The sequence below is a fragment of the Jiangella gansuensis DSM 44835 genome (assembly GCF_000515395.1).
Lineage (GTDB): Bacteria > Actinomycetota > Actinomycetes > Jiangellales > Jiangellaceae > Jiangella > Jiangella gansuensis.
Map to the genome: position 1 here is coordinate 4336504 of NZ_KI911782.1, position 13008 is coordinate 4349511.

The window sequence follows — 13008 nt, forward strand, 5'->3', positions numbered from 1 at the left end:
GCTGGAGGTGCTCTGCGCCGGTGCGCAGCCTGTCGTGGTGGCCAACAACCTCTGCGTCGAGGCGGAGCCGACCGGGCGGGAGCTGACCGAGGCGGTCCGCGCCATCGCCGCGAGCGTCGGCGTTCCGGCCGCGAACGTCACCGGCCTGATCCACGACGCGGTGCCGGTCGGATCGAAGGGACTGGCGTGGGAGGCGCCGCTGCTGGCGAGCACTGCGGGGCTGGAACTGCGCTGGGAACCCGGGAACCCCGTGCCTCCCGAGCGCTCGGGAGGCCCTTCGTCCTGTGTTCTCGTCTCGTGTGCCCCGGCCGATCTGGACCGGCTCCGGGCCTGCTTCGCCGAGACGCTGCCGGTCGCCGTCGTCGGCACGCTCGCCGAGGCCGCCGAGACCACCGAGGTCCGGACGACGGGGGATGTGACGGCCGTATGGCGGTGCGCATCCTCGGGGGCACGGCCGAGGCGCGGGAGTTGGCCGTCCTGCTCCAGGAGGATGAGAGCACCGCGTTCGTGTCGTCGTTGGCGGGCCGGGTGGCCCGGCCACGGTTGCCGGTCGGTGCCGTCCGGGTCGGCGGATTCGGCGGTGTGCCGGGACGGCGGTCGTACCTGAACGGGATGGGCATTTCCGCTGTCGTCGACGCGACTCACCCGTTCGCGACGGGCATGAGCGCCAACGCGCTGGCGGCGTGTTCGGCCGAGGCCGTGCCGCTGCTGCGGCTGGAGCGGCCCGGCTGGTCGCAGGCTGAGGGCGCAGGGGACTGGCACTGGGTCGACGATCACGACGAGGCGGCGGCACTGACCGCGCGGCTCGGACGACGGCCGTTCCTGACCGTTGGCCGCCAGGCACTCGGGCGGTTCGCCGGGCCGCTGGCAGGGTGTCTCCGCGCTGGTCAGAGTGGTCGACGAACCGGACGTCGAGGTGCCGGCGGCGTGGACGGTGCTGCTGAGCCGGGGGCCGTACCCGCTCGATGCGGGGCGGGCACTGATGGCCGAGGTGACGTGCTGGTGACCAAGGACTCCGGCGGCACCTACACCTGGTCCAAGATGCGGGTCGCCGGTGAGCTCGGGATTCCGGTGGTCATCGTGCGGCGAGAGCCGGCGCCTCGCGCGCTGGAGGTCGTCGACGACGCCCTGGCGGCGGCGGCATGGATCGGCACGCTGGCGTCACGCTGAGGGTCGGTCAGCCGAGGCCGGGGACGTCCGCGACGGCGCCGATGACCGCGACGGCGGGTGGCGAGATGTCGGCGGCGGCGTCGATCGTGCTCAGCGTGGCGCGTGCGACGCGCTGACTGGGCATGGTCCCGTCGGCGACGACCGCCGCGGGCGTGTCCGGTGCGAGCCCGCCCGAGACCAGAGCGGCGCAGATCGCCCGCAACGTGCGCACCCCCATGAGCACCACGATCGTCGTACCGGACGCGGCGAGCGCGGCGTAGTCGATCGTCCAGTCCGGGTGCCCGGGTGGCACCTGCCCGGAGACGACGGTGAAGCCCTGGGCCAGCCCCCGATGGGTCACCGGGATGCCCGCGAGGGCCGGCGCGGCGGTCGCCGACGTCACGCCGGGGACGATCCGCACCTCGACGCGCGCGTCGAGGCAGGCGAGCAGCTCTTCGCCACCACGGCCGAACACGTAGTTGTCGCCGCCCTTGAGGCCCAGACGTGGCGGCCGGAGGTGGCCCGCTCGACCAGCAGTACGCCGAGCACCGGCAGCCCGGTCGACTCGAGCGCGCTGACGACCTCGTCGGCGGGCCGAGACGATCCGGCCTTGTTGAGGGCGACGCCGACGATGCGGACCGACGGGTCGAAGGCGATCATTCCGTGGACGACGGCGGCAATCGAACGTGCGGCGTGCGAGATGTCCACCACCAGGACGACCGGCGTGCGCGTGAGCGTGGCGACGTGCGCCGTCGACGCGAACCCCTTGCCGCCGAGCTGCCCGTCGTACAGCCCCATGACGCCCTCGACGATCGCGACGTCGGCGCCACGCGCACCGTGTAGCAGCATGGAGACGAGGCGCCGCTCACCCACGAGATGCGGGTCGAGGTTGCGGCCGGGCCGACCGGTCGCGAGGGCGTGGTACCCGGGGTCGATGTAGTCGGGCCCGACCTTGTGGCCGGAAGCCCGGTGACCGGCCCGGGACAGTGCGGCCATCAGGCCGGTCGCGACCGTGGTCTTGCCGTGGCCGGACGGGCGCGGCCGGGACGGTTGACCAGCGTCTCGACGACGTCGTCGACGTCGACCCAGCCCCAGGTCATCGGATAGGTGAACTCGTCGAGGACGTAGAGGTCGTGGGCCTCGGCGGAGAGACGGCGCTTGACCTCGGCCCAACCTTCGGCGGCGTCGGCGGCGTGGTCCTCCTCGGTGCCCTTCTTGCGCGACCAGGACCAGCCCGAGCCCATCTTGTGCCACTCGACCGACCCGCCGACGCCGGTCTCGGCGTGCAGCTCGCCGAGGCGCTCGAGCACGGTCTGTTCGCCGATGCGCCACCTGGCCGACTTGACGAACTGGAACACGCCGACGTTCCACCCCTGATTCCACGCGCGCATGGCGAGACCGAAGGCGGCGGTGGACTTGCCCTTGCCGTCGCCGGTGTGGACCATGACGAGCGGCCGGTTGCGGCGCTGCCTGGTGGTGAGGCCGTCGTCGGGCGCGGCGAGCGGCTGACCCTGCGGCATCAGGCGGCCGTCCTCACGACGTTAGTGAGGTCCGCGGCGCTGACCTCACCCAGCGGGACGTACTCCGCGCGCAGCCGGGCGGCGAGATCGTGAGCCAGCCCCAGCCGGAACCTCCCGGTCTCGCAGTCGACGACCACACCGGCGACGCGTGCTGCACGAGATCGGCCAGCCGATCACCGTCACGACCGCGCGCAAACTGCGCACGGCGGTCGAAGCCGGCGCGGACAACCTCCTGGTCATGCTCAACGCACGCATCGATCTGGACGGCTTCGAGGACTGGGACATCTGGTGGGGCGCGAACCTCGGCACGCCGCACGAGCGGCTCGTCGCCGGGCGGGTCGGCGACGTCCGTGCCGAGCTCGACACGGCGCGGGCCGCCGTGAAGTCCGCCGCCGGCTGGATCATGGACCTGTACCTGCTGCGCAGCGCCTCACCTCGCCGCTGAGACCCACCCGGTGTGCCCGGTGCGAGATGACATGCGCCGCGCCACGGAGCCGTAGTGTGGGGACATGGTGAGGCTGACGAAGATCTATACCCGCACCGGCGACGACGGCACCACCGGGCTGGGCGATTTCAGCCGCACCCGCAAGACCGACCCACGGCTCGTCGCCTACGCCGACGCCAACGAGGCCAACGCGGCCATTGGCGTGGTGGTGGCGCTGGAGCGGTCCGGCGGCGGGGGCGGCGGCCTCGGCCCGGACGTGCTCGCCGTCCTGCAGCGCGTGCAGAACGACCTCTTCGATGTCGGCGCCGACCTCTGCGTGCCGCTGAAGGCCGAATACGAGTACCCGCCGCTGCGGGTCCAACCGGCCTGGATCGACGAGCTGGAGGCCGACTGCGACCGCTACAACGCAGAGGTCCCGAAGCTGACGTCGTTCATCCTGCCCGGCGGCAGCGTCACGGCCGCCCAGCTGCACGTCGCCACGACCGTGGTGCGACGCGCCGAGCGGTCGGCGTGGGCGGCGGTCGAGCATTACGGCAGCGGCGACACCGACGGCGTCAACCCGCTCACCGCGAAGTACCTCAACCGGCTCTCGGACCTGCTGTTCATCCTGTCCCGCTACGCCAACCGCGACGCGGGTGACGTGCTCTGGCAGCCGGGTGGCGGCCGCGCGGAACCGCAGCCGAGGCAGCGGGGGCGCTAGGGAACCATGCCAGCGTCAGCAAGCCGTAGACGCCCGTAGCGGACCCGCTGCCGGATCTCACGCCACGTTTCCGTTGGCGATCTCGTCGGCGATCATGGCCACCTGGAGCGACACTCGGGTGTCCGCATCGTCCAAGTCAGCGTCGAGCAGCCTCGCTGCTCTGCCGAGGCGGTCGTAGAAGACCGGTCGCGAGATGTGCAGGCTGGCTGCGGCATCCGACTTGCTCGTCGGGTGCCTGAGGAGCGCCCGGACAGCATCGAGGAGGCCAGTGTTGCGCCGCATGTCGTGCTCCTTGAGCGCGGCGAGCTCGCGCCTGACGAAGGCTTGGACGCGGTGGTCGTCGGCCAACATGGCGAGTAGCCCGCGCAAGTGAACGTCGTCAAGCCGGTAGACGCCACCGAGGGCTTCCCCTCCAGGTCCGACCGAGCCGACCACCTGCTGGGATTCCTGGAGAGTCCGGTCGATGTCGCCTGCGCGCACGGTGGTGAGGCCGACTCCGATGACGACATCCTGACGATGGCGTACCCGTGTCGCGAGGTCGTCGACGACGTGATCGGGTTCAGCAGCGAGGGGAAGGGACAGTAGCGCCCTGACGTCCCCGTCGACGTCGCTCACGAGCGCGGGAACTCGCGCCTCGTGCGCGGCGTGGACGACGGCGGCCGTGATCTCGTCGAGCTGTGGCCGGCGAGGTTGGTCGGCGGAAGCCGCGGCGACGATCGGCCGCAGCGTCAAACCGACGAACTGCCGACGCCGTACCGGAAGGCCGGCGAGCCCGCAGCGCCGCAGCACCTCCTCCGATGCCGGGTTGGCCAGCAGCGCGAGGAGCAGTTCGTGGTGGGTGCGGCGCACCACGTTGTCGCGGTGACGGTCGTGGAGCCGATGGAGAGCGAGTGCCGCGGCCGCCCGCTCGACGATCGCGACCTGCCGCCGCGACGGTGTGGTGCGGCTCTGGATGGCAAGCCGGCCCCAGCCGCGGTCATGCCGACCCACGCGGGTGATCAGCCAGCCGCGTTCGCCGTCCCATCCCGTCCGGCCGTCGAGCGGCATCGACCTCGCCGTCCTGGCCCAGTCGGCCAGGGCCGGCGCGAGGTCGTCGGCGCCGGAGCGGTAGTCGAGGACATGGTGCTGCTCGCTCTCGAGAATCACCGCGGCGCCGGCGAGGCGCTGCACGGCGTCGAGGATCTCACCCGGACCGGCCTCCGCGATGCCGAGGTCGGTGAAGGTGTCGTGCACGCGCTGTGTCTCGCGCAGTTCGGCCAGTTGCTCCTCGACGATCCGCTCTCCCACCGCCTGTGCGAGCGTGGCGAAACGCGCTTCCCGGACCAGCGCGATCAGCGGCAGGCGATGATTGTCGCAGGCTTGCACCAACGCGCGCGGCAGGACGGTCCAGCGCCGCCCGAGCTCGACCACGAGTCCGGCCGCGCCGCTCTCGGACAAGCTGGCCGCCACCTGCCTGAGGCCCTCGTCGGTGTCGGGCATCGCGATCCCGGTACTGAGCAGGAGATCGCCTTCGCGCAGCAGCGGCCCGATGTCGGCGAGTTCGCCCGAGTGCACCCAGCGCACCGGGTTGTGCAACCACGTGGCGCCGGCGGCTACCCGCGGACCGGCGCTGCGCACCGCCGGCATGGCGAGGACGTCGGCCACGGTCAGAAAGTCCACAGGGATCCGCCCATCCACCGACAGAACGCCGGAAAAGTCAGGTGAATTCTACAGAGTGACGGGCGGTGACGGTGCCCGAGAGGGTCAGGCTCCGATGACCACCGTGGAAAGGGGAGAAGGGTGCCGAGCCCGATCACACACTGGAAGGACGGTTCGAGTTTCGAGGGCGTCCCGGGCCGCTGGGCCGACGTCACCAATCCCGCGACGGGCGCGGTCTCGGGCCGTGTGGCCCTGGCCGGCGCGGAGGACGCGGAGGCGGTCATCTCCTCGGCGACGGCGGCCGCGCGGTCGTGGGCGGAGACCTCGCTTGCCCGTCGTACCCAGGTCGTCTTCGCCTTCCGGGAGTTGCTCAACCGCCGCAGAGACGAGCTCGCGCACCTGATCACCGCCGAACACGGCAAGGTGTACAGCGACGCGCTCGGTGAGATCGCCCGGGGCCAGGAGGTCGTGGAATTCGCCTGCGGCATCCCGCACCTGCTCAAGGGCGGCCGTTCGGAGAACGCGTCGACCGGCGTCGACGTGCACTCCAAGCGGGTGCCCCTCGGCGTCGTGGGGATCATCAGCCCGTTCAACTTCCCGGCCATGGTGCCGATGTGGTTCTTCCCGATCGCCATCGCCGCGGGCAACACGGTGGTGCTCAAGCCCAGTGAGAAGGACCCGTCGGCGGCCGTCTGGATCGCGAAGCTCTGGACGGAGGCCGGACTGCCCGACGGCGTCTTCAACGTGCTCCAGGGCGACAAGGTCGCGGTCGACGCGCTCCTGCGGTCGCCGGACGTGGCCGCCATCAGCTTCGTCGGCTCGACGCCGATCGCCCGGTACGTCTATGAGGAGGCCGGCCGCCACGGCAAGCGGGTGCAGGCATTGGGCGGGGCGAAGAACCACATGGTGGTTCTGCCCGATGCCGACCTGGACCTCGCCGCCGACGCCGCAGTCGGCGCCGGCTACGGCAGCGCGGGCGAGCGATGCATGGCGATCAGCGTGCTCGTGGCGGTGGATCCGATCGGCGACGACCTCGTCGCGCGGATCGCCGAGCGCACCAGGACCCTGCTGATCGGCGACGGCGGCCGCGATGCGGCCGGGGCGTCGGTGCGCGAGGCCGACCTGGGGCCGCTGGTCACCGCGGCGCACCGCGACCGGGTCGCCGGCTTCATCGCCTCCGGCGAGGCCGCAGGTGCCGAGCTGGTCGTCGACGGCCGCGAGGTGCGGCCCCGTGGCGACGAGGCCGGCTTCTGGCTGGGCCCCACGCTGTTCGACCACGTCACGCCGCGGATGGATATCTACACCGAGGAGATCTTCGGGCCGGTCCTGTCCGTCGTGCGGGTGGCCTCCTACGAGGAGGCGGTCGCCCTGATCAACGCCCACGAGTACGGCAACGGGACGGCGATCTTCACCAGCGACGGCGGAGCCGCCCGCCGCTTCGAGCGCGACGTCCACGTCGGGATGATCGGCGTCAACGTGCCGATCCCGGTCCCGGTGGCCTCCTACTCGTTCGGGGGCTGGAAACGGTCGCTGTTCGGGGACACGCACGCTCACGGTACCGAGGGCGTCCACTTCTACACGCGCGCCAAGGTGGTCACCACCCGCTGGTCCGATCCGTCCGATCGCCGCGAGGGCGGTCCCGAGCTGGGGTTCCCACAGTATGTCTGAGCGCACCTACCTGGACGCCGGCCCGGACCGGGTCTACGCACTGGACCGCGCACACGTCTTCCACTCCTGGTCGGCGCAGGGCGCCCTCGAACCTGTCGTCGTCACGAAGGCCGCCGGTTCGTACGTGTGGGACCGTGACGACCAGCGGCTGCTCGACTTCACGTCGCAGCTGGTGTACACCAATCTCGGCCACCAGCATCCGCGCATCGTCCGGGCGATCCAGGACCAGGCGGCGCGGCTGTGCACGGTCGCTCCCGGGTACGCCAACGCGGCGCGGTCTGCGGCCGCTCACCTGATCGCGGCGCACACGCCGGGCGACCTCGACCGGATCTTCTTCACCAATGGCGGCGCCGACGCCAACGAGCACGCCATCCGCATGGCCCGGTTGCACACCGGCCGGCACAAGGTCCTGTCGACCTACCGCTCCTACCATGGCGGCACCCAGCTAGCCGTCAACGTGACGGGCGACCCGCGACGATGGCCGAACGACAACGGCTCCACCGGCACCGTGCACTTCTTCGGGCCCTATCTCTACCGCAGCGTATTCGACGCCGGCACCGAAGAGGAGGAGCGCGACCGTGCGCTGGCGCACCTCGAACAGGTGATCCTTCTCGAAGGGCCGGCGACGATCGCCGCCATCATCCTCGAGCCGATCCCGGGAACGGCTGGCGTTCTCGTGCCACCGCCCGGCTACCTCGCCGGCGTGCGCGAGCTCTGCGACGCGCATGGCATCGTGCTCATCGCCGACGAGGTCATGGCCGGCTTCGGCCGCAGCGGCAGCTGGTTCGCGATCGAGCGTGACGACGTGGTGCCGGATCTGCTGACCTTCGCGAAGGGGGTCAACTCTGGCTATGTCCCGCTTGGCGGCGTCGCCATCAACGACGCGATCTACCGGACATTCACCGATCGCGTGTATCCCGGTGGGCTAACCTACTCCGGGCACCCGCTCGCGTGCGCCGCCGCGGTCGCCACCATCCAGGTCATGGAGAGCGACCATGTCGTCGACCACGCCGCCGGTCTGGGCGAGAACGTGCTCGGGCCGGGGCTGCGACGGCTCGCGGCCGAGCACGACTGCATCGGCGAGGTCCGCGGCACGGGCGTGTTCTGGGCAGTTGAGCTGGTCCGCGACGCGGCTACCCGCGAACCGCTGGTGTCGGCCGACGGCGCCGGGGCCGAGGTGCTGGCAGCATTGCTCGCCGCGGCCCGCAGACGCGGCCTGTTGGTGCTGGGCAACGGCAACCGGGTGCACCTCGTGCCACCGCTCACCACGACGGCCGACGAAGCGCGCGGGGGCCTGCGGATCCTGGACGAGGCCCTGACCGAGGTCGAGGTCGGTCAGACGAGCGCCGCGTCCGGCTCCGCGGTCTCGATGCCGTGAGCCGCGCCGACTGGACCGTAGACGAGCCGGCCCGCGTGGGTGTTGAGTCCCAGGCGCAGGGCGCCGTCGTCGGTCAGTGCCTGACGCCAGCCCTTGGCCGCCAGCGCGACGATGTAGGGAATCGTCGCGTTGGCCAGGGCGGAGGTCGCGGTCTTCGGCACCGCGCCCGGCATGTTCGCCACGCAGTAGAACGTCGATTCGTGCACCCGGAACACCGGGTCGGTGTGCGTGGTGGGCCGGGAGTCCTCGAAGCAGCCGCCCTGGTCGATCGCGATGTCGACGAGCACCGACCCGGGCTTCATGCGGGCGACGAGGTCGTTGGTGACGAGCTCGGGCGCGGTGCTGCCGGGAACCAGGACGCTGCCGATGACGAGGTCGGCCTGCTGGACCTGCTCCTCGATCGTGAGCTGGCTCGAGGCCAGCCCGTGGACCCGGTTGTCGTAGCGCCAGAACGACATCCGCAGCTTGTCCAGGTCGACGTCCAGCAGCGTGACGTCGGCGCCCATGCCGAGCGCGATGTTCGCGGCGTTCTGGCCGCTGACGCCGGCCCCGATGATGACGACCTTGGCGGTGGCCACGCCGCCGACGCCGCCCATGAGCACGCCGTGCCCGCCTTGCTGGCGCATCAGGTGGTAGGCCCCGACCTGGGGCGCGAGGCATCCGGCGACTTCTGACATCGGGTACAGCAGCGGCAGCGCGCCAGAGGGCAGCTGCACCGTCTCGTAGGCGACGGCGGTGACGCCAGCGGCGAGCAGCCGCTCGGTCAGCGGCTTGTCCGCGGCGAGGTGCAGGTAGGTGAAGAGGACGAGGCCCTCGCGTAGACGGTGGTACTCGGCGGAGACCGGCTCCTTCACCTTGATCACCAGATCGGCGGCGCCCCAGACGTCGTCGGCGTCGTCGAGGATCTTCGCGCCGGCCGCGGCATAGGCGTCGTTCCCGATCGACGAGCCGGTCCCGGCATCGCGCTCGACGAACACGTCGTGGCCGAGGCGGGTCAGCTGGTCGACGCCGGACGGGGTGATCGCCACCCGGAACTCGTGGTCCTTGACTTCCTTCGGGATGCCAATGCGCATGTCACCTGACTCCGTTCTGCTCGGTGACGGCGGCGAGTGCGTCGCCGAGGATGTCGATGCCGGCGTGCAGTTCGTCCTCGCTGATGGTGAGCGGCGGGGCGATGCGGAAGATCCCGCCCATGCCGGGCAGCTGGACGATGTTCATGTGCAGGCCCCGCTCCAGGCAGGCCGCGGTGACGGCTGCGCCGAGCGTGTCCGCCGGCGCCTTGCTCGTCCTGTCGCTCACCAGCTCGACGCCCTGGAGTAGGCCCCGGCCCCGGATGTCGCCCACGACGTCGTGGACGTCGCGAAGTCCCTCGAGGCGGTCGGTGAGCTGCTGGCCCAGCTTGGCGGCTCGTTCGACGAGGCCGTCGCGCTCGATGACGTCGAGGACGGTCGAGGCGATCACCGCCGCGAGCGGGTCGGAGGCGTGCGTCGTGTAGAAGAGGTACCTGCGATCTGCGCAGACCTGCTCGATCTCGGCGCTCGTCAGCACCGCGGCGACGGGCAGCCCGGCGCCGAGCGTCTTCGACAGTGTCAGGATGTGGGGAGCGACGCCGTCGCGCTCGAACGCGTACAGGTGGCCGGTGCGCCCGAGGCCGGTCTGTGCCTCGTCGAGGATCAGCAGCATCCCACGCGCCTCGCACAGCTCCTTGAGCCGGGCGAGATAGCCCTCGGGCAACTCGATGACGCCTCCCGAGGAGAGGATCGGCTCGACGAGGCAGGCCGCCAGCGATCCGTTGGACTGGGTGTCGATCATGGCGAAGCCGTACTCCAGCTCGGACTCCCAGTCATGGGACCCGTCCGGGTGGCGGAACGGCGAGCGGTAGGCGTTCGGCGTCGGCAGGACGAAGTTGCCGGGCATCGTGGGCCCGTAGCCGCGGCGGCCCGCCGAGAACGTCGCCGCCGACGCGCCCGACGTCATGCCGTGCCACGAGCGGTCGAACGAGACGATCTCGTACCGGCCGGTGTACAGCTTGGCCATCTTGAGCGCGGCCTCGTTCGACTCGGCGCCCGTCGACAGCAGAAGCATCTTGGTGAGGTTCGGCGGCAGTGTCTGAGCCAGCCGCTTCGCCAGGTCCACGACCGGCCGGCTGAGCATGCCGCTGAACAGGTGGTCCAGTGAGCCGACGCACTCCGATACCGCCCGTACGATCTCCGGGTGCGAATGGCCCAGCACCGCGCTCATCTGGCCCGAGGTGAAGTCGAGGATCGCGGCGCCGTCGCTGTCGTAGACGTACGAGCCGGCTGCGCGTTCGATGACGCGCGGCATGAACGCCGGGATGTATCGGACGAGGTGATCCTGCACATCGGTCCAGAAAGTGTCCGTGCTCACTGCGGCCTCCAGAGGGTAATTATGGCCTATTGAACTAGGCCATAATTACTCTGGCAAGTATGGGAACAGTGGCCCTGGACACATTGGGCAGAACCGCCCGGCGGGCCGGTTCCCGGGCACTCGGGAACTTCGACATCCCCATGATCAACGTCGCGAGGCGGGTACCGAAGACGTCAGGCGCCCGCTCGCCGGTGCACCAGCTGGGCCATGGGCGCCTGCACCGTGTACTCGTCGGCGACGTCGCCGGCGATCCGGACGATGGCGTCGGTAGTGCGTTGCACCAGCTCGTCGCCGTCGCGCTCGAGCGTTCCCGGGACGGGCCGCAGGGCGTTGGCCAGGCCGGCGCGCAGCGACAGCACCGGCCACGGGCCCCGGTCCGGGGCCAGCCGGGCGGCGGCCAGCAGGGCGGCCACCCCGAGGTCGGCGGCGGGTAGCAGGGGTGCGGGCACCTCGGCGTCGAACTCCGAGCCGTCGAGGGTGGAGAAGTGGACGGCGTAGCTGTCGCCGTCGCGTCGCGCCGTCGCGACGTCGGCGCCCTCGGCGCGGCGCCGCTCGATGTCGGCCGACACGAGGTAGCCGGACGCGTCGATGACCGTCGTGCGGGTCTCGACGCCGTGTCGCGTCGCGATTTGCTCGCGCCAGGTGGTCGCGCCGCCGTCGGAGTGCGAGGAAATTCTGGTGGCGGCGTCGATCCGGCCGAAGTTGCTCCGCTCGTACTCGCCGACCAGTCGTTCGCCGGGCGGCACCGGGAGCAGCCGGGCTCGGTCCGGCTCGGCGTGCACGAGCGCTTCGACCTCGTCGAGCAGGGCGTCCAACTGCGGGCGCTCCAGCACCGTCCCGCCCACGACGACGGCAGACGGGTCCTTCAGAGCGGTGACCGACACCAGGGGGTCGCCGGTCACGGCCACGAGGTCGGCGACGAACCCGGCCTCGACGCGGCCGCGATCGGGCAGTCCGAAGTAGTCGGCCGCGCCGCTCGTGGCCAGCCGCACGAGCTCGGCGCTCGTGTACCCGGCGCCGGTCATCAGCTCCAGCTCCTCGACCAGCGAGGACCCGTGGAAGACGAACGCGTTGTGGGTGTCGGTGCCGACCAGGACCGGCGCGCCGGCGTCACGGAGCGCGGCGAGGACGCGCCGGCTGCGCTCATGGAAGAGATCGGCGGTGCCCTGCAGCTCGTCGGGCGTCAGCGCCATGATGCGGAAATCGTTCTCAGGCCGCCACGTGCGGGCGAGCACGGGATCGGTCAGGCGCAGCCGCGGGTCGGTGAAGTCGCGGTGCCCGAGCAGGCGGTCGAGGACGATCAGCGTGGGGCAGGAGGTGATGTTCTCGGCGGCCATCCGCTGGGCCAGGGCCGCGATCTTGTGTTCGTCGATGTCCGATGCCGCCCGGGCGGCATCGGGGGAGAACCGGTTCCGGCCGCGTCCGTAGCTGAACCCCTGCGCGAAGAAGGCGTCGAGGCGTTCCTGGGCGGCCGGGCGCAGCGAGCCGTACTCGTAATTGTTCAGGTGCTCGAACCCGGTCTGGCCGCGGTCGATCGCCTGGTGGACGGTGAGCGCCTGCGGGCAGTGCCCGACCAGCGGGAGGCCGGTGTCCCGGCAGGCCTCGCCGAGCCCTTCGAGAGCCTCGCCGGACAGCCACTGATACGCCTTGACCTGCTGGTACCCGAGATCGGCCCACCGGTTCACCGCGGCGTGCGCGCTGGCGCGATCGGTGATCTGGGCCGAGTCCGGCCACACTGTCGTTCCCGGCGCACCGCGGCCGTCGGCCATGGCGGTGCTGGTGACGAGGTAGGGCCCGAGCTCCGTGCCCTCGGCGACGCGTCTGCGCCAGTCCAGGTGCCACGGCTTGCCGCGCATGTTGCGCACCAGCGTGACGCCGTGCGCCAGGTAGCCGAGCATGTCCGCCCGGTCCTCGACGTGCACGTGGCAGTCGGCGAGACCGGGCAGAATGGTCCGGTCCCGCCAGTCGACGACCCAGCCGGTGATCTGCCGCTCGGTGCGGGGCGCGACCCGGGTGATCCGGCCGGCGGCCACTGTGATCGCCTGGTCCCGCAGGACCCCGCGATCGGTCATCGAGAGCACGGTTCCTGCGAGGATCGTCATCGGCGCGGCGTTATTCACCT

General features: G+C 71.2%; 12 protein-coding genes and 1 pseudogene. 5 read left to right on the forward strand and 8 right to left on the reverse strand.

What is annotated here, in order from left to right; translation table 11 throughout:
* The first annotated feature begins 426 nt into the window (after positions 1-426).
* Positions 427-1170, forward strand: a pseudogene (locus JIAGA_RS31230) (cobalt-precorrin-6A reductase).
* Between the two features lie 7 nt (positions 1171-1177).
* Here JIAGA_RS31230 and JIAGA_RS35380 read toward each other — a convergent pair.
* The 4 genes from JIAGA_RS35380 to JIAGA_RS35040 are packed head-to-tail and all read right to left on the reverse strand — an operon-like array spanning position 1178 to position 2806.
* Complete coding sequence (locus JIAGA_RS35380) at positions 1178-1624, reverse strand: uroporphyrinogen-III C-methyltransferase (protein WP_051426317.1); 447 nt, start codon at positions 1622-1624, stop codon at positions 1178-1180.
* Positions 1549-2145: an AAA family ATPase gene (locus JIAGA_RS35385; RefSeq protein ID WP_084469848.1), complete on the reverse strand. Its 597-nt coding sequence runs from the start codon at positions 2143-2145 to the stop codon at positions 1549-1551. Before JIAGA_RS35385 ends, JIAGA_RS35380 begins: the two co-directional genes overlap by 76 nt.
* Positions 2145-2669, reverse strand: coding sequence for a cob(I)yrinic acid a,c-diamide adenosyltransferase (locus tag JIAGA_RS31245; RefSeq protein ID WP_084469850.1), 525 nt, complete (start codon positions 2667-2669; stop codon positions 2145-2147). The genes JIAGA_RS35385 and JIAGA_RS31245 overlap by 1 nt, the downstream gene beginning before the upstream one ends.
* A complete protein-coding gene (locus tag JIAGA_RS35040) occupies positions 2669-2806 on the reverse strand; it encodes a vWA domain-containing protein (protein WP_211239749.1) in 138 nt (45 codons plus the stop codon). The genes JIAGA_RS31245 and JIAGA_RS35040 overlap by 1 nt, the downstream gene beginning before the upstream one ends.
* Before the next feature lie 11 nt (positions 2807-2817).
* Here JIAGA_RS35040 and JIAGA_RS0120420 point away from each other — a divergent pair, with 11 nt between their 5' ends.
* Together JIAGA_RS0120420 and JIAGA_RS0120425 are read left to right on the forward strand one after the other, a co-directional pair.
* On the forward strand, positions 2818-3114 hold the full coding sequence (locus JIAGA_RS0120420) for an SAM-dependent methyltransferase (RefSeq protein ID WP_026877089.1): 297 nt from the start codon (positions 2818-2820) through the stop codon (positions 3112-3114).
* Between the two features lie 64 nt (positions 3115-3178).
* The gene (locus JIAGA_RS0120425) at positions 3179-3814 is read left to right on the forward strand and encodes a cob(I)yrinic acid a,c-diamide adenosyltransferase (RefSeq protein WP_026877090.1); all 636 of its coding nucleotides are present in this window, start codon (positions 3179-3181) and stop codon (positions 3812-3814) included.
* 57 nt (positions 3815-3871) lie between these two features.
* On the opposite strand, the gene JIAGA_RS0120430 is transcribed toward JIAGA_RS0120425, so the two are convergent.
* Positions 3872-5473 (reverse strand): PucR family transcriptional regulator, encoded by a 1602-nt coding sequence (locus JIAGA_RS0120430; RefSeq protein WP_211239750.1) that lies wholly within the window; start codon positions 5471-5473, stop codon positions 3872-3874.
* Positions 5474-5593: 120 nt separating this feature from the next.
* Here JIAGA_RS0120430 and JIAGA_RS0120435 point away from each other — a divergent pair, with 120 nt between their 5' ends.
* On the forward strand, positions 5594-7120 hold the full coding sequence (locus JIAGA_RS0120435) for a CoA-acylating methylmalonate-semialdehyde dehydrogenase (RefSeq protein ID WP_026877092.1): 1527 nt from the start codon (positions 5594-5596) through the stop codon (positions 7118-7120).
* Complete coding sequence (locus JIAGA_RS31250; protein ID WP_051426318.1) at positions 7113-8498, forward strand: aspartate aminotransferase family protein; 1386 nt, start codon at positions 7113-7115, stop codon at positions 8496-8498. Before JIAGA_RS0120435 ends, JIAGA_RS31250 begins: the two co-directional genes overlap by 8 nt.
* On the opposite strand, the gene ald is transcribed toward JIAGA_RS31250, so the two are convergent.
* The 3 genes from ald to JIAGA_RS0120455 all read right to left on the reverse strand — a co-directional run bounded on the left by ald (position 8456) and on the right by JIAGA_RS0120455 (position 12988).
* On the reverse strand, positions 8456-9571 hold the full coding sequence (ald, locus tag JIAGA_RS0120445) for an alanine dehydrogenase (protein WP_026877093.1): 1116 nt from the start codon (positions 9569-9571) through the stop codon (positions 8456-8458). The two genes, JIAGA_RS31250 and ald, sit on opposite strands and share 43 nt — an antisense overlap.
* 1 nt (position 9572) lies before the next feature.
* Entirely contained in the window at positions 9573-10886 is a 1314-nt protein-coding gene (locus JIAGA_RS0120450; protein ID WP_026877094.1) for an aspartate aminotransferase family protein, read from the reverse strand.
* Positions 10887-11059: 173 nt separating this feature from the next.
* Entirely contained in the window at positions 11060-12988 is a 1929-nt protein-coding gene (locus JIAGA_RS0120455; RefSeq protein ID WP_026877095.1) for an amidohydrolase family protein, read from the reverse strand.
* Between the last annotated feature and the right edge of the window lie 20 nt (positions 12989-13008).